The 25,730-nt window shown below is 36.2% G+C and carries 22 protein-coding genes; all 22 read left to right on the forward strand.

Translation table 11 applies throughout. The features are described from left to right. Positions 1–750 precede the first annotated feature (750 nt). The 22 genes from ACHJH3_RS06105 (at position 751) to ACHJH3_RS06210 (ending at position 25,577) form a co-directional block, all read left to right on the forward strand. Positions 751–3,021, forward strand: a complete 2,271-nt coding sequence (locus ACHJH3_RS06105; RefSeq protein WP_407064027.1) for a hypothetical protein — start codon at positions 751–753, stop codon at positions 3,019–3,021. Positions 3,022–3,052: 31 nt separating this feature from the next. Then, entirely contained in the window at positions 3,053–6,889 is a 3,837-nt protein-coding gene (locus ACHJH3_RS06110) for a C-type lectin-like domain-containing protein (protein ID WP_407064028.1), read from the forward strand. Next, positions 6,879–8,924: a hypothetical protein gene (locus ACHJH3_RS06115; RefSeq protein ID WP_407064029.1), complete on the forward strand. Its 2,046-nt coding sequence runs from the start codon at positions 6,879–6,881 to the stop codon at positions 8,922–8,924. The genes ACHJH3_RS06110 and ACHJH3_RS06115 overlap by 11 nt, the downstream gene beginning before the upstream one ends. A gap of 137 nt (positions 8,925–9,061) precedes the next feature. Beyond that, on the forward strand, positions 9,062–9,496 hold the full coding sequence (locus ACHJH3_RS06120; RefSeq protein WP_407064030.1) for a hypothetical protein: 435 nt from the start codon (positions 9,062–9,064) through the stop codon (positions 9,494–9,496). Further along, the gene (locus ACHJH3_RS06125; protein ID WP_407064031.1) at positions 9,493–10,002 is read left to right on the forward strand and encodes a J domain-containing protein; all 510 of its coding nucleotides are present in this window, start codon (positions 9,493–9,495) and stop codon (positions 10,000–10,002) included. Before ACHJH3_RS06120 ends, ACHJH3_RS06125 begins: the two co-directional genes overlap by 4 nt. After that, complete coding sequence (locus tag ACHJH3_RS06130) at positions 10,003–10,701, forward strand: hypothetical protein (RefSeq protein WP_407064032.1); 699 nt, start codon at positions 10,003–10,005, stop codon at positions 10,699–10,701. Positions 10,702–10,723: 22 nt separating this feature from the next. Continuing rightward, positions 10,724–11,413, forward strand: a complete 690-nt coding sequence (locus ACHJH3_RS06135; protein WP_407064033.1) for a hypothetical protein — start codon at positions 10,724–10,726, stop codon at positions 11,411–11,413. A 131-nt stretch (positions 11,414–11,544) separates the two neighbouring features. Beyond that, positions 11,545–12,447: a hypothetical protein gene (locus ACHJH3_RS06140; RefSeq protein WP_407064034.1), complete on the forward strand. Its 903-nt coding sequence runs from the start codon at positions 11,545–11,547 to the stop codon at positions 12,445–12,447. A gap of 10 nt (positions 12,448–12,457) precedes the next feature. Further along, positions 12,458–12,832, forward strand: a complete 375-nt coding sequence (locus ACHJH3_RS06145; protein ID WP_407064035.1) for a hypothetical protein — start codon at positions 12,458–12,460, stop codon at positions 12,830–12,832. Beyond that, positions 12,829–13,317, forward strand: a complete 489-nt coding sequence (locus ACHJH3_RS06150; protein ID WP_407064036.1) for a hypothetical protein — start codon at positions 12,829–12,831, stop codon at positions 13,315–13,317. The genes ACHJH3_RS06145 and ACHJH3_RS06150 overlap by 4 nt, the downstream gene beginning before the upstream one ends. Positions 13,318–13,470: 153 nt before the next feature. Continuing rightward, complete coding sequence (locus ACHJH3_RS06155; RefSeq protein ID WP_407064037.1) at positions 13,471–14,145, forward strand: hypothetical protein; 675 nt, start codon at positions 13,471–13,473, stop codon at positions 14,143–14,145. Continuing rightward, positions 14,132–14,815, forward strand: coding sequence for a hypothetical protein (locus tag ACHJH3_RS06160; RefSeq protein WP_407064038.1), 684 nt, complete (start codon positions 14,132–14,134; stop codon positions 14,813–14,815). The genes ACHJH3_RS06155 and ACHJH3_RS06160 overlap by 14 nt, the downstream gene beginning before the upstream one ends. Further along, entirely contained in the window at positions 14,812–16,155 is a 1,344-nt protein-coding gene (locus ACHJH3_RS06165) for a TraU family protein (protein ID WP_407064039.1), read from the forward strand. The genes ACHJH3_RS06160 and ACHJH3_RS06165 overlap by 4 nt, the downstream gene beginning before the upstream one ends. A 9-nt stretch (positions 16,156–16,164) precedes the next feature. Further along, positions 16,165–16,926, forward strand: a complete 762-nt coding sequence (locus tag ACHJH3_RS06170) for a TrbC family F-type conjugative pilus assembly protein (RefSeq protein ID WP_407064040.1) — start codon at positions 16,165–16,167, stop codon at positions 16,924–16,926. Beyond that, on the forward strand, positions 16,926–20,414 hold the full coding sequence (locus ACHJH3_RS06175; protein WP_407064041.1) for a hypothetical protein: 3,489 nt from the start codon (positions 16,926–16,928) through the stop codon (positions 20,412–20,414). The genes ACHJH3_RS06170 and ACHJH3_RS06175 overlap by 1 nt, the downstream gene beginning before the upstream one ends. A gap of 17 nt (positions 20,415–20,431) precedes the next feature. Continuing rightward, complete coding sequence (locus ACHJH3_RS06180) at positions 20,432–20,905, forward strand: hypothetical protein (protein ID WP_407064042.1); 474 nt, start codon at positions 20,432–20,434, stop codon at positions 20,903–20,905. Continuing rightward, on the forward strand, positions 20,902–21,321 hold the full coding sequence (locus tag ACHJH3_RS06185; RefSeq protein ID WP_407064043.1) for a hypothetical protein: 420 nt from the start codon (positions 20,902–20,904) through the stop codon (positions 21,319–21,321). Before ACHJH3_RS06180 ends, ACHJH3_RS06185 begins: the two co-directional genes overlap by 4 nt. A 13-nt stretch (positions 21,322–21,334) precedes the next feature. Continuing rightward, positions 21,335–21,625, forward strand: coding sequence for a hypothetical protein (locus ACHJH3_RS06190; protein WP_407064044.1), 291 nt, complete (start codon positions 21,335–21,337; stop codon positions 21,623–21,625). Between the two features lie 158 nt (positions 21,626–21,783). Next, positions 21,784–22,113, forward strand: a complete 330-nt coding sequence (locus tag ACHJH3_RS06195; RefSeq protein WP_407064045.1) for an HU family DNA-binding protein — start codon at positions 21,784–21,786, stop codon at positions 22,111–22,113. A gap of 103 nt (positions 22,114–22,216) precedes the next feature. Beyond that, a complete protein-coding gene (gene ssb, locus ACHJH3_RS06200; protein ID WP_407064046.1) occupies positions 22,217–22,879 on the forward strand; it encodes a single-stranded DNA-binding protein in 663 nt (220 codons plus the stop codon). 111 nt (positions 22,880–22,990) lie between these two features. After that, on the forward strand, positions 22,991–23,629 hold the full coding sequence (locus tag ACHJH3_RS06205; RefSeq protein ID WP_407064047.1) for a hypothetical protein: 639 nt from the start codon (positions 22,991–22,993) through the stop codon (positions 23,627–23,629). Positions 23,630–23,732: 103 nt separating this feature from the next. Further along, positions 23,733–25,577: a class I SAM-dependent DNA methyltransferase gene (locus ACHJH3_RS06210; protein WP_407064048.1), complete on the forward strand. Its 1,845-nt coding sequence runs from the start codon at positions 23,733–23,735 to the stop codon at positions 25,575–25,577. Positions 25,578–25,730 lie beyond the last annotated feature (153 nt).

A 25,730-nucleotide genomic window follows, 5' to 3' on the forward strand; every position in this document is an offset into this window, starting at 1 on the left:
TACCTTGACAATACAATTTTAGACTATGGAACAAACACTCCGGTTGAATCAACCACAAGATTTGCAAAAGACATTGTTTTGATTAATGCACAACTACAAGCTCTTGCCGATCATACTGCTTATGAACAGAGAAACCTTGAACCTCATAAATGCGGAATTGATGATGATGGTGGGGAAGCTTGTCCTGTAAATAAACGCACGTGTTCGGAAACAACATGGAAAACCAAAGGAATTGAAAGTGAAAGAGAGGGAACTCTTGAGGCTTCCGCATACCATCCTGCTTTTGGAGGCAATGGTCAATATTGTAATGACCACTGGATGTCTGCGGCTTTTGGTTATGAGCCGTCGACTAGAACAGTTACGGTTATTATGATAGGAGCCAATCCAAGAAACTGGATTGGTGTTAACTGTTCTCATACGGGACCGTCTGGCATACCTTGTCTTAAATATGACGTTAAACACGGAAATAAACATAGTTACTATACCTGCTTAGAATACCCAAAAAAAATACCAATTCCAATGGCTGGAATCTACTCCACTTCATTTAAAGTACCAGATGAAATTGATGAAAACAAACCAATTCCTCTAACTATTAAATCATGGGGGGGAGGTTGTTCTCCGCGAAACAAAAAAATACAACTCCAATTAAATAAGTTACCACAAGACCTTACTTCAATATCCACCATTGGTCAAGTTATATATTTTAGAGAAGGCGGCAGGCGTACCGTTCCATATCTTCGTGCATCAGAAATGAAGTCTCATAATTATGGCGGTTGGTATTTTTACGACATATCATTTTGTGGAGCAAATGGCTCACAATTTCCTTATGTCAAATTTATCTTCTCTGAAATGGAAGCTCAATGCCCTGATGGCTATAGAAAAGTGCCCGGAGAAAAAAATAGATGTGTTAAAGACTACACCTACACTGAATACTCATGCCCGGCTCAAACCAAAAACCCAATTGATATTATAGAGGAAAAGGTTTATACATGGGGCAAAAATCAGTGGGTCGGTCCTAGAGTAAAAGACAACGATTGCAAGGGCAACAATATAGACCCGGTCACAAAAAAATGCCCTCCCGTTAACGTGCCTCTAGATAACTGCTCTCGCAAATTTTGGGAGTGTCCCGGAGTTGATGATGTAAGTTGCTATAAAAATCCAAACGGATCTCCTATTGCAAAAACAACTCCGGATAAGGGTATATCAGGAAGTTTTGAAACAATACGCGGATCGGCAAAAACATATTACAAAAAAGCTCTCCATAAACCTACTTGTCCTGACGGATATACACTCAATGGAGAAATTTGTGAAAAACCAGCACAAAAAGTCTCTTGCCCTACAGGATACCAAGAAGAAGCTCTACCTGAAGGAAAATTTTGTGTTGAGTATGTCGATGAATCGGCTGCTTGCAGAGATGGAAATCCTGGTATAACAGATGCGGACAATCCTAACAACTACGACATTCCTGAAAACAAAAAAATGTGTATAGCTGCTAGACTAGGGGAATGTGATATGGGTGCGGGGCTAAACAATGAAGGAACAAAATGCCTACAACATCCTAACTGCCCAACGGGGGCTTTCTTAAACGGAGAAGGGAAATGTGAAATCAACTATTCATACTCAGATTATACTTGCCCTGCCGGCTATGGCGAATCAACGGCTAATGCCGTTAACAATGATTGCGAGGGCATGTGCGGTTATGACGAATGTCAATGCAATAGTCCGACCCCTCCGCTTGATAGCTGCCGCAGAAATGTGAGTTTTGGTGGATATGAAACATACGAAAAAGAACCGTTGCAATATCATAAAATAACAGGCTCACCTCTTAATGCAGAAAGCTGGGGCACAAAAGAAGATGTATTTTGTGGTGGCGAAGACGGTAAAGGCATGGCTGGTTGCAAAGGCAACGTCGGCATGATCTCAGGTAAGGATGAATACTTATGTTTCACCACAAATAGAGGCACTGAGCACTGCTTTAAAGTAGCCGGTTGTCGTTTTGATGGCGTACTTGGCAAAATAGGAGACGAAATACAGTCTTTTTATGTAGAAAAAGACCAAAAAACAATCAAGGCAAGATCGGGTTCGGTAAGTAATCCCGAACATAGCCAAGTAAGCGGCTCCGTAACGAGCACTTGCCGCATGAATGCTCACATGGGATGGAAAGACAGAGCCGAAGGCTTTACAGCTATTCGTATAGCGCCCACAGACGATAGGCGTTTAGAGTTTTGGGATCATTATATGGACGGCTTTATAGGTTTTATAGACTTTATAGGAGAGCTTAGCGATAAGCAAAACGCCGATGGTTGGCAATATGAAGATGTAACACCTAATGCTATGGCGAATCAAGGCTTTACGGCTATTGATTACGCCCCAAATATAGGCAAAACAATCTATGTTAATCATAACGGCACATGCGGCAACGCTAGCACAATTTTAGCAGGACTTTCTCCAAGACAGATCTCTTACGACTCTGTAAAAGATAAACCTGAATATAGAAGGCTGGGCGCAGCTCCTAACACTTGTATATTTGAAGTATCAGGCGATCATAGTTATACAAGACTTAAGCATGCTGCCAAGATAACTAAAAACTCAAATTCATTTACGTATATGTGCTCGCCTTATAAATGCAGCAATGGACAATGCACCTTAGCAAAATGCCCTATAGTTGAGTTAGATATAGCAGGCAAGGGTAAAACTAAGGTTGAATTTCAGGGCTCTATAATTCCTGAAAGCTTCAAGTCACAAGCAGATGAATTTAATGAAATTCGTAAAAAACAAAACAAAAAATTAGCTGATTTTTGTAAAGCACAAACTTGCGACGCCAATAGACCATATATTGATGTTTGTGGTTATACATACCAACCTAATTTTAAAGACGGTCCTTTCACTAGAATAGGTGGGCAAAATTATAAATATGTTTGCAATAAGGGCATATTAGCTCCTGATGGAGTACATTGTGAAGTTAAAATGTGTCCTGAAGGAACAAAAGAAGATAATAATGGATTTTGTATAAAAAAATAAAAACCAAGATTGTGGAGATCGGGGGTATTACATGATTTTAAAGCGTATAACGTCTTTGATTGTAGGCGTAGCTCTTATATCACAACAAGTTTTTGCGGCAGCCGGAACTGATGTGATAAAAGAGCATAAAAGAACAAAAGACACCATTACAGATATAACAAAAAGCTCTAAACCATCAGATTTAGCGACTGTTGGCGTAAGTGATTTTTTTCAAAGAGAGGCTGTTAATCTTATATCCAATATGGATATTTCTAAGCATATTGGTAAAAAAATTTTTGTTGGATATGGACTTGCTGATGTAAATGAAAAAAATTGTAAGTTTATCGAACAGCCCGGCGTTACTCGTGCGGATTATGATGCAGTTCTTAGCATTTCTTCTAAACATAACGGACATATATATGCCTTAACAAAGGATAAAATGAGCTATCAGGGATGCAAAACTCTAGCCAAAAAACTAGGAGGAAACCCTGTTATTGTTAGCTCAGACTCCGAAAGCGGATTTGTTGCATCTACTTTTACAAACAAAAAGATTAACGGTAATACTTTAGGTAATGCTTGGACCGGTATATATAGAGAGAGTTGCCAAGATAAAGATTTTTATAAATCTACCGACGACAGAAAACAAGATTACTTTAACTGGGGCAAAAAAAATAAGCCGATGTGTCAAAACGGACAAAAGCATATTATGATTGATAGCTTCGGAAATTTTGTTGCAGCTACGGGCAATGAAACAGCCGCCTGCCTCATTGAATTTGACTCAGATGACTACTATAAGCCTGTTAAAATCTGCGCTTCTTGGTGGAAAATTATTAGAGATTATGACGGCATAAAACAAACCCTTTATGATGTTAATATGCTAAATCGTATAAATCAAGCCGACGTTCCCATATCCCTTGCTATTTGTACACATTACGATCAAGCGGAAGCTCAAAAACACAATGCAAACAAATCTTCAAGAAGAGCTCAATGCACCGAATATTACAGCAGAACAATAGCCGAAGAGTGCTATGAAAACCCTAGACAACCGATATGCTTTGTAAGCGAGTGTAATGGATATATTAAAAATGCATGCCGTCCCGTTAAAAGCGACACCGTTGGCAAGGAGTATGTAAAAGGTGAAATTTTAATTGATGGTAAAATTAGGGAACAAGGCACTAAAGTAGATATTGTAACGAAGGAATTTGATTGCCCTCCATCTCCTATTGCAAATACATTTTGTACCGAAAGTGCACAAGTTATCGTGTATCCAAAAGAATGCCCCGGCTCTCAATGCGATGCTTTAAAACAGTGCGTTTATGAATCAGGCTCTGATAACACAAAATGGGAGCAATGCTTTAAGCAATTTAAATGCATTAAAATTTATGGTGGAAGAGATATTCCTCCGCGTATAAGTCCAACGGGCGAAGTGCAAAAGCTATTTGGTAAATGCCCTGACGGACAAGTACTTGAATTTGATGTTAACATCCAAGAAAAAGTAGATCGCAAATGTCTAAAATATGAAGTTATAACAAAAAAAGAAAAGGGCGTAGAAAAGTGCTCTGAAGAAAGAGGTTATACGGATCATGTTGTAAATTTAGCCATTACCGACAAAGACATATATCAAGACAATCCAAAATGCATTAGGCTTGATGAAGTTGCCGAATCACAAATCAAACAAACTATGGCTGTAAGAATTACTCCTATGGGGTTTTTCCAAAGCAAAGTAACTCAAGAAAATCTTGACGGCACAACTCAGGTTATCGGCTCGGATATAGGATCTTATTCATACGTCGTTAAAGCAGCCTTACAATCAAAGCCCTTGGAAATAGCAGTTAAGCCTAAATATCCCGCAGAAAAAGAGCAAAAGAAGCGTTTTAATGATGGAGTATGCGGACCTATGAATTCTCTTATAGGTTCCCTATCCGGTTTATTTTTAGATTTGCCAAACGATCAAGAGAGCTCTCTGCCCGGCAATGCAAGAATACAAGGACAAAGACTTTTGTTTGATCTTCCTGAGACCGTTCCAGATCCTCCTAAGTGGGTGCTTGATAATGAAGAGGAACTAAAGAAATTTAGAGAAAGATGGGGACGCTTGCCATGCGAAGGAAGCGGAGCCGATATTTTAAGCCAAAATCAACTGGGTAACAGCGTAAGCGGCTCTTCTTGCGACTCAAGATATAGAACGTGGACTTTTTACATTAATCTACCATCTTTTGTAAGAGATGCTAGCGTGTTTGACGGAGGCAGTTTAAGATTTACAAATACACTAGCCACTGATAAAAAATCTTGTGCTGATTACGGTATTTGCCTTGGTGGTGGATATAGTTTTAGCGGTGGAAAATGCATCAACTGGAATGGTGATGCAGACGCTCAAAATGACGCATTGGAAGAATTTTATCCGTCGGAAGATACCATCACTAATACATCTACCGGAATCCCGGACATAACGGCAAGAGATGTTATACCTCGCCCTATGACCCCCGTAAGCATACCTACGCTTCTTCAAAACGGCTTGCAAAGTGCCATTTTTATAGAAGAGTATATACGTGGTGGTTGGGGCTGGTATTCAAACTATAACACATATCCAGCCAAGATAAACCTTACCGAGATCAAACACGGAGCCGGCACGTTAAAGCAAGTTTCCGGTAATGAAAAAAAGATGACGAAGATTACCGACTTACTAAACTATAAGGTTGATATACATCACTGGTGGAAGAGAGCTAAGAAGCCGTCTACGGCAGTAGTTATAGCCAGTGGTGCCGTAGCTACCGCTTCATACTATATAGGCTCTGCGTGGACATTTGCAGCGGTAAATATCTTGGGTTATCTCATTCTGGTTTTATTTACAAAGCCTAGAAAATTTGACTCTCAAGAGACTTGGTATAGGCTCTGGAAGGGCATACCTCATAAATTCTACGATCCGGGCAAGTATGAAACAAGATATGATCATGAAAAACCGGGAGAGCCCGAATTTGTTGATAAATGGTACGGGCACTTACATCTTATGATGCCTGATAGAAAACCGGGTGACGCAAAGAAATTTGTTAAAAACGTTCACACCGCTTTGAAGTATCTAATGCTTGAGAATGTAGGTATACCAAGACAAGAAGTTCCGGATCATCCTTGGGAGCTGGGCAATTGGGGCAGTAACTACCCAAAATGTAAACGCTGGAAGCCGTTTTGCACAAAAACAAACGACGGATGGGCTGGATATCATACTCCAAACTCTCACATCCCTAATGAGTTAACAGGCTTTGAAGAGGGTGATGACAATATTAGAGTTGGACAAAAGGTCATGGTCAGGGTGCCTCTTGAAGACGTAACCGGCTATGGAGCCATAAATAAAATCAGAAAAGAGATGTCAAACCTCTATATCGGCGGAGTTAATACCTTAATGGTTGTGGTCCCTTACAAAGGAAACTATACTGTTGTAGCAAGAGATAGACTGAATAGGGATTTGGCAGTATTTAAAGTTCACAAAGACATGTTTGTTACAAAGAAAAACACGCTATTTCCGTCCGCTCAAGTTCTTTTTGGCAATACAATGGACATTCGATATGGAGTAGACACTCCTTGTCGCTCAGATAGAGCCGTAGAGTGGGGTGGTGGTGTTACCGGAACATTCTGGGAAACCCAAAGAACGGCTGAAAATCTTGATTGCTCTCATGCAAACGATAAAAACGTCTTTAAAAATTCTATGATGTGGATAGAGGTTATTCCTGATAATATGGATAGAGGTTTCTTACATAAATTAGAGCTTCCTATGCCGTTTGCCAATAGAGTTTGGCTGGTTTCTTTGGATATGGACGAAGAAAGAAGATATAGATGCTTTAAAGATTTTACGGGATGTGAAGAGGAACAATACGTAGAGGTGACAGATGGTAGGTAATAGCACAAAGATGAAAAAGCAGCTTTTTAATTCTGTTTTATCGGTAGCGATATTTTTAGGCTTTATGACTCCGTCTTTTTCTTGGGCAGCTGCAAGTGCAAATGACAATAGCCCATTTATGACAAGTGTCACATCTGCGGTAACAGAGCTTGGGCGCTCTGTAGATATTCCATCTGTAGGCAGCACTTTAGGAAATAATAAAAAAGTTTGTAGCAAGCCTGAGGTTAGCGAATTTTTCCCCATAGGAGATAGCTCAGGAAAATCTGTTTTAACTCGCAAGGACTATGTAAGGGAATGTGAGACCACAAAAACAGAACAAGGTAAATGCATTCAATGGGAAGAGCGCAGAACAAAGCATGACCTTACTATAGAAGACTACAATACTTACGAAACGGCTAACTTTGGAGATAGTATAGGCTCTTTGCTGGCTGCTTTGGGTGGTTATGATCAGATAGGTCATATTTGGAGTGGCTGGCATGGATATTGCGAACACGGCACAAAAGCCGATTTTAATTGGGCAAAGGACCCAATGTTTTGGGGTATGTTCGCCCTCAGCTTTTTAATGGATGCTACAGCGCAAGGAACCGTTGAGCAGGTTCAAACAGGAACCACGACAATTACTACGGAAGTTATTACAGAAAGTGGAACGAAAGTTATTACAGAAACAGTCCCTACGTATACGCCTCAAGTAATAGGACGAGGCTTTATGGCTGATACCGCCATGGGTCAAGGCATGAATAACGCCTTTAATTCTATGGGAGGTGCAGCAGGTAGGCTTACTAGCGAGTGGGTTAGTAAAGAGGTCGCAAATGGTTTGGGTAGATGTTTAGTCGGTGCTGCCGCAGGCATGCTAAGTAACACATACGACTATTTGCATGATGATAAAAATTCAGGTGGACTTGGTTGTGATCCTGTTGATGAAGTTTGTCATGATGACGGAACCATAGGAGCATCTCATGCTAATTCCGAAGATGTTATGACAATGGATAGCACCCAATTTTATGAGGTTATAGAGAAATTTAAAAAAGGAAATAAGGATGTTAATCCTTATGATTATATAGAAAAGCTCAAAGAAGAGAACGGAATTGTAACATTTAGATTTAGATCTAGCCACGAAATTCCGGGTATGGCTGAAGCAGCCAAAGAGAGTGCCGAAAAACAAAAAGAGATGATGGAGCAAATGAAAAATATGCAATTTGCTCTTAGTAGTGCAATGACGCTAGCTAAAGGTGCTAGTTGTATAGCAAGTGCAACCGGAACCGTTCCAAGCTACAATACCGGCTCACCGGGATCATCTTCGGGTGGAGGGCAAAAAGGAACTCAATATACTCGTATGGGTTTTGGAGCTATGCTCTCAATTCTTAATACGATGGGATATCTTGGACCTTACGGAGCTATCATAGCGGCAGTTTTAAAGCTTGCGATGCAAATTGCCACTTCTTATCAAAAAATAGATGCCTGCAATAACAAAGAAGATGCTCAGCAGCAAGGAGTAAGACAATTTAAAACATATAAATCATTACAATTTAACCTATGTCATCATATAAAGCAAGAATGTGCGCAAAAAGACTTCTTTTTAAGTATGTTTGGTAAAAAATGCTCTTTGACGGGAGAATATTATTGCTGCTACGATCAAATCCTTACTAAAGTTTTAGTGGTTCAGTTAAAAGCTCAACTGGGCAGAGGATATGGGCACTGCACCGGCATTACATTAAGAGATTTAAATTTTGTATCTCTTAGACAATGCAGTGCTTCTGAAAAAAACAGCGGGTTTGATGGAGCTAGCGAAAGTAACGTACAAAAAGATATGAAGGGTTCTTATCAGTTCAAAAATAAGTGTGTTAATTTAGAGGAATTTATGTATTACTTACAAAGCACTATAGGTCAAGACTTGTCAATGGACGATTTCTCTAATTTCTGGAACGAGCTTTCTAAGCAAGCTTTGGAAAGTGGTGTTAAAGATCCTACTTTGTACAACTCAGAGGCTCCTGTTTCACCACCGGCTCCATCTCCTGCTCCAGGCACAAATCCTTGATATTTTTAATTTAGGGCGATTTTTAATAAATCGCTCTTTAAGTGCTCAATGGGCTGAAAAATCGATTGTTTTAGATTATTTTAAGCATAAATATTATATAATTTTCATAATAAAATTTGTATAAAAGGGGGTATAAAATGCGTATATTTAATTGTATTTGTATAGCCTTGATATCCCTTGTGTTCTTAGCAGGCTGTATATCGCCTCAAATAAATATAAACAACGTAAACAACCAAGAATATGTATTCAGCATACCTACCGTTGTAATTAGAGCAACGCCTGATTTGTGGAATTATCGATACAATCCGGATCTAACTAACTTTATGACAAAAACTTCTAATGATGATATATTAGTCGGCTTTCTTATGTTGACTCCGGGAACAAACAGAGTGGTTGGAAAAATTGTTGCTGTTTTAGACAAAGAAAGCAACCAAACATTTCGTGGCTCATGGGATTTAATGGGTTGTGATCGCACGAGAGAATTTGTAGTCGACATTAGACAACACGCACCCCTTTTTAGACTTGAGTGTGGCGTTTTGCCAAAGCACTGGATACGAGAGGCAAATCAATGAGTTTAGCCAGACAAATCGGTTTATTTTTTCTAATCAACCTAATAATCTTATTTATGTTTCAAGCCTATTTTTTCATAGGGCTTGGAATATTACTTGTATGCACCATATTTTTTACAATTTATGCCCTTGTTAATATACGTAAACCGGAAGAGGGTATTTTAAGCTTTTTCAAAAAGTTCGGGAACACCATAGATAATGCCTATGATAAAATGTATGAATCAGGGTTTGAAAAATATAAACAAAAACACCAAGATATACCAAACAAAGAAGAACTTTTATCAATCAAATTTCCCAATCAAAAATATGTTAAAGCTATGAGAATTTTACAAATTCAAGACAGAACGCTTGATAGCTTGGATTTAGAATTTTTAAAAACATCTTTTAAAAACAGAGCCAAGCAACTTCATCCGGATATGAACCCGCATTTGGACACGACAGATGACATGCAAGAGCTTAATGATTCCTATAAGATATTAAAAGAATATCTAATCCAAAGGAGCTTATAAATGCAGAAATTTTTACTATTTCTTACTTTTATAGTCGTTTCTTTGGTTAGCGTGTTTGGTTGGCTTAACATTAGTTTAGATAGTATGGGCGAATATGCGCAAATCGACGAAAGCAAGACTTTAATGCAAAAAATTTTGGTACCTAAGGGTATGGAAGCTGAATATAACAAAACTATCGAGCTTGTGCATAACAATCCCGACAGCCCAACTAAAATATCATCCGCCAATCCCGCTTCACCCACTAAAACAAATAGGTCTAGTACGACAGATCAAGTTAATGCTTTTTTAAAAAACGAACCTACAAAGCAACAAGCTGAACAGCAAACTCAAAAATTAATTAAACAACAACCTGAGAAAGCCCCGCAAATTCAAAATAATGATAGTGGCATAGGAGAGTCTATACAAGTCACAAAAATCAATAAATCTAAACACTATATAATGCTTCAAGTTGCCGGCTATATGGTTCAAAACAACAATTTAATTGCAGATATTAAGCTTTATAACACCAAAGAACAAAACGTTCATGAAAGGATTGAAATTCAGTGCAATAGTTTAAATGAGGCGAACGAGCCTACGGATACTTTTTTGTGGAGCGGAACGGTTAAGCTTCCTTCTAAAAAAGTAGTTATATTAAAGTCTGCCGACTTTGGATATGTAAATACCCAATCTATGGCTAAATTAGAATGTCAAATACATTAAATTTATTTCAAAAGGAGTTTTTATGAAGAAGCATTTGTTACTACTTACAACATCTTTGGCGCTTGCAACTTCAGTTTTTGCAGGTAATATCGGAAATCTATCCGAGATTAATCCGACAGCTTACGGCAAATATGTACCAACCTTTGGCGTTAAATACATCGGTCAAAACGAGCTTGGCGAAAAAACCTATGCAATGACTTTTACGAATAAGTACTCATTAAACAGATCTGCCGACAACGATTTTTATTTAAAATGGAATATAGATCTTGGCTATCTTAACAAAACTAAAGCGGGCTATGCAGGTATAGGCGTTGGTCTTGGAGACAGTTTTAGAGTAACTGAAAATTCTTTTGTTGCAATCGATGCCGGCTACCAATACAATACAACGGCAACTGGCGACAAAAACAAACCTCTTTATATGAAGCAGTGGCACACCTATGGCGCCGAACTCACTTATGGTTATAATATCGGCGATTTTGCAAGCATAGGTATTCACGGTCATTACAACTTTAATAAATACACTTTAAAACAATCAAATACCAAGCTAGACAGCAAAACTTATGGCGGCGGCATTCCTCTTTCTATAGCAATAGGCACAAGAATGAACATCAATATCTATGGCGGCTATCAAACAGAGGATTTTGACGACTCGGCTACAAAGAGCAAAAAGCAAGCGGTTGGCGCAATTAGCTTCTCTAGAAGATTTAACTAAATCTAGAAAGTTTAATCAAAATTACTATGCGCATAAAAAGTGAATTGCTTTTCGGCTTAGGCGGGACTTTAATTATCTGCTTGTTTTTGTTTATTCTTACATCTGTTTTTATAGAAAAGAGAAACGAAAAAATGCAGAGTTTTTTAACTCCCTTGTATGCCGACTTAACGAAAACACTGCCTAATTATCGTTCTGACACAAATTTAATTTGTAAAACATACAGAGAAGGTTTGTTTCAGGCAAAAAGTGTATGCGATGTAAAAAACGTTAGTCTTAGTGACGGAGTTAGCAATAAACTTGTTAAAAGCCAATATATTGCCTTAGAATTCTCATCAAATGTATTCAATAGGCATGATAAAAATATTGGTAGAGTTGACGCAAAAATCAAAGTTCATGGTTTGAGTTTAGATGGTTTTAAACATCTATTTGAAGCGGCAGATGCCACATCCATAAAGATACTTGAAAAAAGCGTCTTTCCTTATCTTTCCAACAATAATGCGGAATTGCATATTCAAACACTCGGCAATCCGGTAAATCCTGATGTTGTGCTCGGATTGCAAATTCGCAACGAATTATTGGATATTGATTTTAATATGGATACCACCCTTGAAGGTATAGGCAAAATGCCCGATTTAATCGTTAGGCGCGCGTCGTTATGTTCTCGCGTTCACGACAGAGAAAAATTGTATGATACAATACATGCAATTTACAGCACTTATGGCAACAGCATAAGTGTTGCGAATAAGGTTTTCTTTGATATAGATAGCGAACAATATATCACAAGAGACAAATTTGCCCAAACTTTCATAGATGCTATGAAGCGGGTAACAGCCCAAGAAGATGATGACGCTGCTTTGATGTTATCATTCTTGGAGTCAAAAGAGGCGACCGGCTTATGTGTAAATTTTGATTTAAAAAATCCTAATGATCCATATAAAGCCAGTATGTTTACATCAATAGAGAATTCCCCTGAGCAGTGGAATCCTGTTGTTGATCGTTTTTTTAAAATGAGTAGTACTTTAATTTTCAAATAAGGAGAAAAAGATGGCTGGAGATACTCCAAAAAAAACCATTTTTAACGATTATTCGGTATCTATGGACTTTAATTCACATCCTCGCAAGGCAGAATTTGATAAAAAATACAAAGAGCTTTTACAAGTAGCTTCTGAAATAGATCCCGATGGAAGAATGTCTTTATCTTTTGTTTCAAACAAAGAACTTTATATGGGCGTCAATAGAATGATTAGCAATGCTATCTTTATTAAGCACAGATATACTCAAAAAGCAATGATGAGTAACGTAGATCTTACAACAGAGTTTTCCTCTCTTGTAGAGCTAATACAAAACTTCAATAATAAAGTTGATCGTCGTCGCAAACTAGACCGAACGGTTAGAGAAAAAATGAAAGGCAAAAAATGAAAAATATAAATACGCGTGTAGGAACTCTCACAATAGCCAATTTTGAAGATATATGTTCAAATGCGGAGGTTGTTTTATTTAATGAAAATATGATTGAAATACCAGGTATAGTAACCTTTTACAAAGAAAATTCAATAAATTCCCTAACAAAGCTCATGTCTATAACAGATAAGCTAATAGAGATTAATGAAGCTGATTTTCAAACCATGACTAAAGCTATAGAAGCAAGTATGAATGAGCCCAATATGCTTGTTGCTAATATTAGAGTTAAACCAGAGAAAAAAGGAGTCTTTAATCTCGCTAAAATCAAAGAGGATTTTATCTTTGGTGAGCAAACAAACAGCTCTCTTGTTGTCAACAACTACCTTTTTACAAACTCTACGGTTGAATATCACGGCGAATCAATGTTTAGTCCTAAATGGGTCTTTTTCTTATCTTTTGATGAGATGTCAAAAGTTCGCGACGCTATTTTTAACAACCTTTAAAAATTCGCATTAAAGCCCACTGTTTTTAGTGGGCTTTTCTGTAATCTAAATATATATTACTAAATTTCAATTAACTTCGACATACAGCCTTTGTTTGCTTATAATATTTTTTTTATGGTAAAATATATCTACTTGAAATAATGGAGGTATTTCATGATTAAACAAATGGTTTTTTGTGCTATAACAGCCCTTTGTTTATATGCCGAATCCAACTCTTTCGCAAGAATGGAAGAGGTGAAATATACACTTAAGGACTTAGAGGAGCATAAATTTATATCCCTTTATATGAAAGATACGGGGGACTCTCAAGAAAACTTTGTTAAATACAAAAAAGAACTAATTTCTAACGAAAATTATCAAAAATACTTAAACAAGCTATATCGAGAGTTTAATGTTAAGGGAAGTAGGTATACATCAAATTGGCAAGAAGCCTTAACTGAACTAAAAAAAGTTGTAGAACAAACCAAAAACCCTTTAGCGGCTTATGAGGGCTTAGAAATAATGCGCCTTACAGACCCCAGCTTTAATTCAAGATATAAAGGCGACGAAAGTTTTGTTGTAAACTTTGTTAAAGCATATATTCCCGTTTTTTCAAAAGTTCTAAAAGACAAGAAATTTTGCAAAGGATTTTATGACAGCATAGGATATATTTTTTATTACTATCCGGGAGATGAGCGATACACTGCCTTAGCACAAAACAGCGAAGCACTTAAAATTTGCGAAGATCAATTCAACAAAAAAAATATAGATAACTATCGGTGGACTGAATTTAAAGAGCTATATTACAAAGCCGAATATAGTATAGGACTGCACAATGCAAAACGTTAAACTTCTTATTGTTATAGCTATATTCGCTTCTTTTTCTTTCGGAGCTTCAATAGAAGAGCTTACTAGCCCAAAACCTTTTATGGATTTGGGTATTCAAGGAAAAACATACGACATACAAGAAGAGGACTTTATTAAGATCTTAGATAAAGATCTTCAAGAGTATGAAAAATCGATAACAAAGGGCGATATAGCTAAAATCGTAGAAGAACAAGTTGCTTCGGCGGCTAATAAAACAACAAGCCTGCCTTTGTGCCAAGAAGATAAGGCTCTAGAAGCTCAGCCTGATTATGCGGTAGTTCCTACAGACATACGAAATCCTCTTGGAAGACTTGTTTATAAAAAGGGCGACAAGATATTATCTACCATGCCTGATAATATAAAAATGGATATTTGTTATATTAATTTTATAAATTATGTAGCAGGCATAAATCAGCTCGAAAGTATGTCTCAATTTAATCAAAAATGTCTATTTTTAGTAGCTAATACCGATGTTAGACCTTTAAGAGAAAAATACCCTAGCTTCGATATTTATCCTACCTCCGAATTTCAGGAGCAACGCTTTGACATTAAGTGTTATCCTAGCGTTTTGAGATTGCAGGGGTCTACCAAACAAATCAATGAATTTTCCTACGAAACATTTAAAGCCAATACAAGGAGGCTTGAATTATGAATTTACGATTTAAACGTTTTATATCAAGTTTATTGACAATTATACTGCTTGCACCATCATCCATATTAGCTAGCAGTAATGCTGAAAAATCAACTAAAACAATCACAAAAATAGATGGAATAGGTGATTTTAAAACAGGTATTTCTGAATCTGAAAACACTAAACTTAAGCCACCTTTTTTAAATTTATTTAGCACAACTCAGTGGGACTTATTTTTGAAAGAGTTTGAGATAACTCTAAATTTTAATATGTGTTGCAAAAACAATAACCCTCTTACTTGTGCTTTTGGAGTGCAAGCTCACATGATAGAGCCTATAGGATACATGGAAACATCAATGAAACCTCTATATTTTCCTTTTGCGGACCTAGATATGGGAGGCAACCCTATAAAAGGCAATTCACCATTCGCTCATAGCGATGGAAAGTCTCCTCGTGGCGTAGCTTATGACGCCCACTTTGTATATGTGCCTATTATGGGGCTTATATTCAAAAAAAGAATGGAATTCTTTTGTTTTCATGAGGGAAATATGGTATTTCCTTATATGTCTGAATTTGATCCAAGCTGGAAAATAGACGCTTACTACGCAAAACTTATTCCACACATGATATTTTTATTTACTCCTCAAGGACTTATCAGCTCGGCTTTGGATTGTATGTCAACAGAAGTTGTCAATGCCATGACAATGTACACTAACGGCAAATTTGGTAGCGATACCAAAGGCATCACAAATATGCCCCTGTCAATCACATCTATAAGAGATCAAGCGATAAATGAAAAGTCTCACGGAATGAAACTTATTGGCAAATATACAAACGATGTGAGAAGCAGGCTAAATCTTGTTAGAGATACAATGTATCATATAGACGGCTGCTATGGTTTTTCAACCGTTGGCGGTTATGTAGACGGAATTGATCCTATAGTAGATGCCTCCGCTCTATTTCATGGAATTATGGGGCTATTACATGGAGCATCCGCCCTCTCTCCTATTCCATTCTTGTATAAAACAGTTAATTTTCATGTTAATTCAGCTGCATTTCCTAACGAAAATTCTTCAAGAAATGCAGATGCTGCCGTATCAACAAAAAACAAGCTCAGTGGCGCTATGGAGCCGCTTGATACAATGTGTCGATGGAAAGAATATCCCCTTCCAATTCCATCTCAATATCTATTGCAACTAGCCTATCCGACAGTATCTAGCGGCAAAGAGGTGGGGGCTTCCGGCATGACCGTCTCTACGGCTCATAACGTGCCTGGAGCAAAAGGTGTTGTATATACGGTTTGGGTTAGACGTGATTACTATGCATTTGCCTATTTTTGTGGCAAAGATCAGCAATATTAAGGATAGAGTATGAAAAAAACTATTTTGCTCCTTTCAACCTTAACGCTCTTAGTGCACGCAAATTCTTTTAATACTCAAGAATTTATGGATTTGAATAAGCCGGCGGATGTCTCTGAATTTAAATATTTGCAACCCACCAATAAAGATAAAAAAGCCACTCAAGATTTATTAAACGATATGATAAATAGTGCTGGCAATGGCGACAAATTTTTAAATAAAGGCGAAATACAAAATCTTAAAAAAGAGGTTGAAGATTTAAGCCAAATTGCTATCGCTCCAAAAGATTTTTTAATTATGTTTATATCGGCATCTGTTCCAAAAAACTATATTGCAAACGTTATTAGAGATGTAACTATTTTACAGGAGAACGGAGTTCCATTATTGACAAAACAGTATGTCATGGGACCTCCTGCAAATTTCAAGCAATATATGATGGATTGGGAAAAGTTTTTAAAGGGACAGCATGGCAGATTATCAAACTATGTAATCCCAAATTTTGGTCTAAAAATAGACCCAAAGCTATTTCATGCATACTATATAACAAAAGTTCCCGCTCTAGCGTACGCAAAATGTGCCGGAGATCTGCCTGATGTAGCAACATGTCAAATAAGTCATGTCATTCATGGTGATGTATCTCTTACCACTTTTTTTGAGCATATAGTAAGAGAGGACAAGGTTTCTGATACAAAATATTTTCAAGAGTATATAAAAATACTCAATGCCAATCAGATTTATGATTCAAAAATGTTTGAGAAAACAAAGGATAACTGATGTCGCCAAAAAAGTTTATTTTTATCTCTATGGCACTATTAGCTAATATAGCTCTTGCATCGTCCAACAAAGATGCAACCGAGACAAAAGTTATAGAGGCACCGAAAGAAAAAGAGAAAATTGATAATCGTCCCGTGCCGGAAGCCTACGGAACAAAATTTATGGATGATAGACTTCTTTACGAATCTACTAAAGGTACCTTAGATCAAAAAAGGTTTGGAGTTGGCATAGATACTACCGAAAACGACTCCGATTCAGAGCGTCTAAGAAAAGCGCAAGAAGAGCACCTAAAAAAGCAAATTGCCGAAGATGAAGCAAAAAATCCTCCACCAAAAGAGCACAAAGATGGGTTCCAAGTCGATAAAACGCGTATTATTGGCGATGACAGAGTAATGGGTAAAGAAAAGTACGATACAGGTCTTACTATTAAAAGCAAAATAGGCGAAAGCGCCGGAGAGCTTCATATAGACAATTCCGGAAATGCATATATTTTAAAAGACAAAGGTAAGGCTGTTGACGCGAATAATAGCAAACTACATAGAACACAAGAAGAATATGATATTTTTGAGGAAAAACGCAAAAAACTAAACGAGCTTAACGAAAAAGCAAGAAAAACCGAAAACGAAGATGAACGTAAAAGCATAGAGCGAGAGGCTAAAAAACTACGAGATAGCATGATGAATAGCGGCGACACAAGCATTCAAAGTTTAAGTGACTTTGCGTTTAAGGGAACGGACCCTTTTTCTCAAGGGCAGGGTACCGTAGATCATTTTAGAATGCAAAATCAAAAATTGATACATGGAGAACATGAGGGCTGGGTAAGATTTAATGACATGGAAATGGATAAAAACGCCAGCAAGCTTTACAATGAACTATATGGCATAAAACCTTTTACATCCGATGCAGGGCAAATAACAAAGGTTCATAATTACGGAGTTTTAACTCAAGCTTACGATATGTTGCCGACTTTGCAAAAACAGCTTACGGATCGTATGCAAATGCCTATTATTAAATGCCAAATTTCAAGAGAGCTTCTGCCCGCTTTTTTCTGCCCTATTGACGGCAAGGGAGGGGCTAGATTTCCCGGCAAAATGCCTACAGAATTTAAGGATGCTGCAAATTTAACCACTTCATATACTGACGCTCACGGCAACAAAGTAGAAATCCCTGTTAATGAAGAGTTAGCCTCTTTAAATAGTGCAGCCATTGCAAAGAAAACAAACCTTCAAAGAGCCCAAGAAGCTTGCAACTCATATTGCTTTAACGATCCCAAAGACCATAGTTGCGTTTCAGAGAAAAAAATAAGTAAGAAAAAGATTAATATTCCAAACGGCTCAATAATAAAAGTTTTTCCTGATTATTCAGCTGATAATACATCTTTGTTTATGGATTTAGATGATTCAATTCCTATAAAACATCTCAGCTTTGATCTTAAAATAAATCGCACTCTAATCAAAAAGGACGGAATGGATGAAACTGCCTTAACAAATTTGTGGCGAACATTTTTAAAAGAAGCTTTTTTCAAAATGAGATACTCTATCCTAGAGATACCTGAAGATGAGCCAAACGGTAGATTGCATCCAATAACAATTGTGGATAGAGCTGTTTTACATCTAACCGATGATACGATAAAAATTACTATTCCTATTGATAAAAATATCAAAAAACTTCAAATTAAAATGTGGAAACCTTATATCCACAATAGCCCTCTTTTTCAACACGAATATGAGAAATTTTTTACTCAACTTAAAGATGAATGGGGTGGCACAATAACCATTGAAAACATGGAGGCTGAGTATGTATCCGACTCTTGGTATTATTGCTCCTTTAAACAACTGGTCGGCAGTCCGCTAGAGTGCGCCGGAGGTAATTATAAAAAGATTAAATATGGCTCCGGAGGAGGTAACTTTTTATACTTATGCTTGGCTTCAAGGTATAAAATTGGTCCGGAAGTTTCAACCGGAGCTTTTTATGATGAAGATAGCTGCAAAAGATCTTGTGTTTACCATGAAAAGTGTCTTCCTACATACGATCACTATAAAGGAAATTATGGCGATGAGGCATCCATTTTTAAAGCGGAAGTGGACTGCGTAGATGATCCTACAAACACTAAATGCACTAAGAAGAAATGCGAAGAGCTTTTTAAAGACTATGAAAAAACCCCTATTAATGAGATGATAGTGCATAATGACAATACTATGCAATATACAGTTAAATTAAGGCAGGTAACGGGCAAGCCGGTTAGACCTAAGATAGATATACAAGCTGAATTAGGAAATACCGCCACTAATAAAGAGCAACGCGAGGAGATGCTAAATAGGGAACAAAAGGATGCGGCTTATCAATATATGATTCAAAATTTAACTCTAAATAGGGTTAAGCAGGCTATTGGAGAAGAGTCTCCTATGAAATTGGCTTCAAAATTTGAAGATACCAATGATCAAATTCCTATCAGAACGGTTGAAGTTGAGCTTAAACCAAAATCGTTTGACTATAACTCTGGAGTATACAACATATATCTTGTCGCAAGAATGGATCAAAAATACAGCCCAAAATACGGATCGTATTATTATAGAACAGCTAAAGGTATAACGGTCCATACAAACCCCCGCGGTAATACAATGTATTTAGATCATACATATTTGATTAGAAAGCCGGGAGATACACCAAGCTGGCAAGTGTTTAGAAAAGACGAATTTGCACAAGTTCTCACTCTTGTAGAGAGAACTGTAGTTAATCCCAACGGCTCTGTATCACAAAGAACTGATTTTGAGTGGGTTGCATCACATCAAACTACGGATGACAGAAATTATTTTGGTGAATATAGACTTGGTATAGGAGCTCCCGACTTTAAAATAGGTAGTTTTATTAAAATGTCGCCTAGCAACAAAGCAACTCCGTTTGCCGTTCAATCCTTTAATCCGTCTAATCACTATTTTAGCTACATAGCTACAAAAAATGAATATGCAGATATGTTTTCTACTCCGGGCGCAGGGATTTGGGGACAACTACCTCGAGACAATGAAAGCAAATTAGAAAAAGTCCTAGCTCCGGGCAAGGTTCCTGAAAATGCACGAGATAAAGGTATTATATCTAATATTTGGATGTTTTTAATATACAGCAAAAATACCCTTACTTATGATGAAATCATGAAAATGATAGAAGGCGATCACTATGCAAATCCCGGACTCAAAAAAGATCCGGTTGTAGACAATAAGTGGGTTGTTTATTCTAACAATAGAAAGGTGCGTCCAAATCATGTTGATCATGATGGAGAGTTGCTTAACGGTAAAAACCCTTATATTATGGGCAAGCCGGCAAATACATCCGTTAATGTAGAATGGGAGCCTTCAATATCTGAACAGGGCAAGAAAATGTTTAGATTTTTGTTTATCTATGACGATGAGTTTTCTGATCTTGGAAAGCTAGGCGGAGTTTCCAAGGAGTCGGGAGGCGGAACTGTGTATAGTCCACAAAAATTCAATTAAATTTATTTGGAGTGGACGTGTTTAAAGAATTTCTTTTCAATCTTCTAAATTTAGTCAAAGAAATAAGCATAATGTTTGGTATTGGTGCTTTTTTTGGCAGTTGTGTAGCTTTGGGTATAGCATATTACTATCATAAAGATAGTAAGAATAAGAAATGGTGGACAAAGCAACCTGACTTCATCGAAAAGAGCAACCAAATCAAAGAGGTTTATGCTAAAGAGCAATTAAAATTTGACGACAACGGAATTGCTATTTCTGATAATAAGGAAGAAATCTTGTCGAAAGAATTTATAGTTGATACGGAAGCGGAAAATAAACCTGGTTATCACATCCCAAATCAAAGCATTGGTGGATATTGGAAGCGTGGTATAATAGAACTCTTACAAGACATAGAGCCTAAACGTGGAAAATCACTTACAGGCTCACAACAACTAAGTAATGCTATTAGAAGACAACTTAGAACAAAACTAATAACAAGGTGGCAAAGTTGATTTTAAAAAAACATTCATATCTTAATAGACGCAATATGTACAATGGAGAAATTTTTGATGAGCGTTCTACCAAAGTTCTTGATGAAATAGCCAGGGAAAAACAAAAGCTTGAAGGTAAATACAACAGAAAACTACACATTAGTTCCGTATTCCTTATAATAAAAAGAGGGACAGAAGAAATTTTAACAATTAATTCTACATCCGAGGCAAACGTTAAGCGCAAACTGCTCCCATATATCTATTATAGGCTTCCAAAACCAAATAATAATTCTACCGAGATGCTTATTCAAGGAGAGATACATTTTAAAAATTGCGATATTTTTTTAAAGAGAGAACCTGTTGAAGACATAGTGGACAAATCAGGAGTTCAGCTATATAGAGAGAGCTGGGTAAGATACCGCGAAGACGATCAGTAGTAGGGGCAAAGGAATGTTTTTCAAAAATCTTTTAAAAGTAGTATTAACGGCAGCATTAATGTTTTGTTTTTTGTATGCAGACGGTGGCAGCACTACAAGAAAGAAGCTCTCTGTAGTCGATGTAAATGGTAATTGGGGCAACAAAACACAAAATCAAAAAGAGACTCCTCTTCCGAAACCAAAAGAGCCTATTAGTGCAAACACAACGATCAGCGGTAAGAAAATAGATGCCAAGGTAATGGTTAAAGACCCCTATATTACACCTGAGATGTTAAGCCAATTTAGAGGTTCAATAAAACAATAATATACTATATAATTACAATATAAAAGATTTTGTTTTTATCAAAATAATTTCTTTTATAATATCCGTATTTATCCGCTATTTTAAGCTAATCCTAAGCGTATATATTCTATAATTTCTTTATGGTAATTAAGTATCAAATAAAACCATAGGAGGAACACATGAACAAACAAAAATTGGTTAACGAGTTGGTCAAAAAGACTCAAAGCAAGGGCGTAAAACTAACAAAAACGCAAGCTTTAGCGGCATGGGATGGAGCAATAGAAGTTCTTAAAGACTCTTTCATCAATGGCGAATCTGTTAAATTTATAGGATTTGGCACATTTAAAGTTTCTAAAAGACCTGAGCGTGTGGCAAAAATGGTAAATAGCGACAAAATGATTACAATTCCGGCTCATAACGCGGTAAGTTTCGCATCTAGCAAAGTCCTTAAAAAAGAGATGAATGAGACATCTGCGGCAGACAAAAAGAGCTCCAAAGCTAAGAAATAGGTAGAAGTTTTAGAGCCTTTAGTTATGCTCTATTTTTTGCTATAACACATTTTAATTCATTGTTTTATAGCAGTGAAATTCAATTTTTTTAAGGAGGCATTACATGTATAACAAGTTAACAATAGTGGGGCACTTAACAAGAGATATAGAGTTAAGATATACCACATCCGGCGCTGCTATAGGCAGTTCAGCGATAGCGACCACTCGCCACTTCACCGTAAATGGCGAAAAGCGTGAAGAGACATGCTTTATCGATGTTACGTTTTTTGGAAAACAGGCTGAAATAGCAAACCAATACCTTCACAAAGGTAGCAAAGTTTTGCTAGAGGGACGTTTAAAGTTTGACCAATGGACAGACAATAACGGACAAAATAGAAGCAAGCATAGCTTGATCGTAGAGGTCATGCGTATGCTTGACAACAAGTCTGAAAATGGCGGCGGCAATGCTGGTGGCTACCAACAAAATGGTAACTATCAGCAAGGTGGACAGCAACAGCGTGCCCAACAACAAAATGGAGGGCAACAACGCCAAACCGCTCAGCAAAATAATGGCGGTCAAAGAGCCCAACAAAATGGTGCTCAGCAACGCCAAACTGCTCAGCAAAACGGTGGGCAAAGAGCCCAACAAAATGGTGCCCAACAGCAAGCCGCTGCACGCCAACAACAAACGCATCAGCAGCAACAATATCAGCCGGAGGATTTTCAATACGAAGATGACGCGGCTTATGCTGATGGCGATTATGGGGATGAAACAATACCATTTTAATGGTGTTTTGAAGAGCAACTCGGTTGCTCCTCATCCCTATCAAACCTTTTAGGTTTTTATATTTTTATATAAAACAAATCACTACGTTAAAATATCACAAAAGGCTAAAATATGCTAATTGACCCGATATCAAACATTAAACTAAATATATACCGGTATTATGTTGTTGGGATTCAAGTCCTTTGGGTAAAAGCATATCATCTTAAGGTTTTAGAGATAGATCATGCGAATAATTTAATAAAAGCGAAAAGTAGCATTGATGATAATATTATCATCGAAAAAGATGCTTGTCGCTCTTTAGTTCCAAATGAGAGGTTTTATTCATTTAGAAAAGATGTAGATGATACCTATGCTATATTCCCTTATGATGTTATTGATGAAGAGAAACATCCAATTTTATTTGATGATTTCTGTACTAGATTCCCAAGGGCAGGAGCATATTTAAAAAAGCACAAAAAAACAATTCAAGAGAACATCAAAGATAAAAAATACAAAAGGAATGATTCTCAAAGATGGCACCTATATACAAGAATAGCTAACAAGCAACAAAATGGATATTTTAAATTAAATAAACAATATTTAGAACCAGTGCTTTTTCCTGCATATATTTTTGAAAAGGATAAAAAAACGGTAGAAGAGTTAGCTAGCATTGGAATGGAACTAGAAAAGAAGCAAAATGAATATATCTATGCACTACCTCACAAACAGAGGAGAATAAAAAACAGCTTGCTGATTTGTGGGAAATGCTAGATAGTATAACTGCACGAGCATATAAACTTACTAAGATACAAGAACAATATTTTAAAGATATTGGCAGAAATATAGATAGAAATGAAATTTTGGATAGTATCACATGAACAAGCAAATAAAAGAGTATTTAAAAAACTATTCGGATGATTTAAATATAGTCAATAAATTAATCGTATCAGCTTATTTGGAATTTAACAATTTAAAAATAATACATAATAAACATTTATTATCACTTTTAAGTGGAGATGATAAAAAAGAGATCGAAAGTTTTTTAAAGTTAGTTCATAGCCACTCTGGTGTATTTAACTTTGAAGATGTGATAAATCTATTTGAAATAACAATACCATCAAAAGATATAGTAGTAAATGGTGCTATATATACTCCTAATTATATTAGAGAGTACATAAATAAGAGTTCTGTAGCTAAATTAAATATTACCGATAAAACAAAAATTGCAGATATTGCATGTGGATCAGGGGCATTCTTATATACTGTATCAAAACACATAAAAGATACAACAGAATACAGTTTGTTTGATATATATAAAAATAATATTTTTGGTTTAGATATAGCAGAATATGCAATTGAAAGAACAAAAATCTTACTCACACTTTTTGCAATAACGATTGGAGAAGACAAAGATGAGTTTAATTTCAACCTATACAAAGGAAACACTTTAAATTTTGATTGGCATAAAATACAAAAAGATTTTATAGGTTTTGATGCAATCGTAGGAAATCCACCTTATGTTAGAACAAAAAACTTAGATGCAGGTAGTAAAAAACTTCTTTCAAAATGGAGTGTTACTGCATCTGGTAATACAGATTTATATATTCCTTTTTTTGAGATAGGTATAAAACATTTAAAAGATGACGGTTATTTGGGATACATAACTGTTAATACTTTTAAAAGAAGTGTAAATGCAAGGGAGCTGCGAAAGTTTTTTAACATGGAATCTCTTGATTTAAAAATATTAGATTTTGGAAGTCATCAAATTTTTGACAATAAAATGACCTATACTTGTCTAGTTCTAATTCATAAGTCTTACTCAAATCAACTTAGTTATTGCAAGGTGTCTTCTGATGATATTAAACTTGCTAAGGAGATTAATTTTACAAAAATACAATATAGCCTTTTAGATCATAAAAAAGGCTGGATGCTCGCAGACGATGAGCATATTCTTAAAAATATTCATATAATTGAGAATATAGGCATTCCATTGGGCGACAGAACCGTTATTAAAAATGGACTAGCAACACTACAAAACAGCTTATTTATATTTAAACCAAACAGAGAAGATGAAAACTATTTTTATATGAAATATAATAGCAAAAGCTATAAAATTGAAAAACAGATATGTAGAAATGTTATCAAACCAAACAAGCTAAAAACATCTCAAGAAATTAAAGATTTAACTGAGAAAATTATTTTCCCTTATCAAGTTGAGGATAAGATCGCAACAGTGATGGATGAGAATTATTTTAAAAACAATTACCCATTTGCTTATAAATATTTATTAGAGTATAAATCTTTACTTCTACAAAGAGATAAAAATAAATATAAGAAATATAAATGGTTTGAATTTGGAAGAAGTCAATCCATAAACGATTATGGGGAAAAACTACTCTTTCCATATATGTCCAATAAACCATATTTTGTATATACCAATGATAAAGATTTACTGTTCTATGCAGGATATGCAATTTATGGTAAATCTACAAGAGAGTTAGTTTTAATCGAAAAGATTTTAAAATCAAAAGTATTTTGGTATTACATTCAACATACAAGCAAGCCATACTCTTCAAACTATTTTGCACTTGCAAAAAATTATGTAAAAGATTTTGGTATTTGTGATTTGACAGAGGAAGAAAAATACTTTCTATTAAAAACAAGCTCAAAAGCAAAAATAGATGAGTTTTTAATATCCAAATATGGGGTATCAATATAAATGAATAAAGAACCGTCAAAACTCAAACTATCATATAATGAAAAACGGAATAATCTATTCCTATGCACACAAAAAGCCTGTCGATTACTCCACATAATCATATTTTTTTGCTATAACAACTCTATTAATTGATTGTTTTTACAATCAAAAATT

Source organism: Campylobacter canis (genome assembly GCF_045504005.1).
In the GTDB taxonomy this organism is placed as follows: Bacteria; Campylobacterota; Campylobacteria; order Campylobacterales; family Campylobacteraceae; genus Campylobacter_A; species Campylobacter_A canis.

Excerpts from the sequence above, each read along its gene's own strand:
- ACHJH3_RS06165 (WP_407064039.1), top strand. The coding sequence starts at position 14,812 with ATGAATTTACGATTTAAACGTTTTATATCAAGTTTATTGACAATTATA.
- ACHJH3_RS06155 (WP_407064037.1), top strand. The coding sequence starts at position 13,471 with ATGATTAAACAAATGGTTTTTTGTGCTATAACAGCCCTTTGTTTATAT.
- ACHJH3_RS06210 (WP_407064048.1), top strand. The coding sequence starts at position 23,733 with ATGAACAAGCAAATAAAAGAGTATTTAAAAAACTATTCGGATGATTTA.
- ACHJH3_RS06195 (WP_407064045.1), top strand. The coding sequence starts at position 21,784 with ATGAACAAACAAAAATTGGTTAACGAGTTGGTCAAAAAGACTCAAAGC.
- ACHJH3_RS06145 (WP_407064035.1), top strand. The coding sequence starts at position 12,458 with ATGGCTGGAGATACTCCAAAAAAAACCATTTTTAACGATTATTCGGTA.
- ACHJH3_RS06140 (WP_407064034.1), top strand. The coding sequence starts at position 11,545 with ATGCAGAGTTTTTTAACTCCCTTGTATGCCGACTTAACGAAAACACTG.
- ACHJH3_RS06205 (WP_407064047.1), top strand. The coding sequence starts at position 22,991 with ATGCTAATTGACCCGATATCAAACATTAAACTAAATATATACCGGTAT.
- ssb (WP_407064046.1), top strand. The coding sequence starts at position 22,217 with ATGTATAACAAGTTAACAATAGTGGGGCACTTAACAAGAGATATAGAG.
- ACHJH3_RS06130 (WP_407064032.1), top strand. The coding sequence starts at position 10,003 with ATGCAGAAATTTTTACTATTTCTTACTTTTATAGTCGTTTCTTTGGTT.
- ACHJH3_RS06115 (WP_407064029.1), top strand. The coding sequence starts at position 6,879 with ATGGTAGGTAATAGCACAAAGATGAAAAAGCAGCTTTTTAATTCTGTT.
- ACHJH3_RS06175 (WP_407064041.1), top strand. The coding sequence starts at position 16,926 with ATGTCGCCAAAAAAGTTTATTTTTATCTCTATGGCACTATTAGCTAAT.
- ACHJH3_RS06160 (WP_407064038.1), top strand. The coding sequence starts at position 14,132 with ATGCAAAACGTTAAACTTCTTATTGTTATAGCTATATTCGCTTCTTTT.
- ACHJH3_RS06125 (WP_407064031.1), top strand. The coding sequence starts at position 9,493 with ATGAGTTTAGCCAGACAAATCGGTTTATTTTTTCTAATCAACCTAATA.
- ACHJH3_RS06105 (WP_407064027.1), top strand. The coding sequence starts at position 751 with ATGAAGTCTCATAATTATGGCGGTTGGTATTTTTACGACATATCATTT.
- ACHJH3_RS06150 (WP_407064036.1), top strand. The coding sequence starts at position 12,829 with ATGAAAAATATAAATACGCGTGTAGGAACTCTCACAATAGCCAATTTT.
- ACHJH3_RS06170 (WP_407064040.1), top strand. The coding sequence starts at position 16,165 with ATGAAAAAAACTATTTTGCTCCTTTCAACCTTAACGCTCTTAGTGCAC.
- ACHJH3_RS06120 (WP_407064030.1), top strand. The coding sequence starts at position 9,062 with ATGCGTATATTTAATTGTATTTGTATAGCCTTGATATCCCTTGTGTTC.
- ACHJH3_RS06110 (WP_407064028.1), top strand. The coding sequence starts at position 3,053 with ATGATTTTAAAGCGTATAACGTCTTTGATTGTAGGCGTAGCTCTTATA.
- ACHJH3_RS06135 (WP_407064033.1), top strand. The coding sequence starts at position 10,724 with ATGAAGAAGCATTTGTTACTACTTACAACATCTTTGGCGCTTGCAACT.
- ACHJH3_RS06190 (WP_407064044.1), top strand. The coding sequence starts at position 21,335 with ATGTTTTTCAAAAATCTTTTAAAAGTAGTATTAACGGCAGCATTAATG.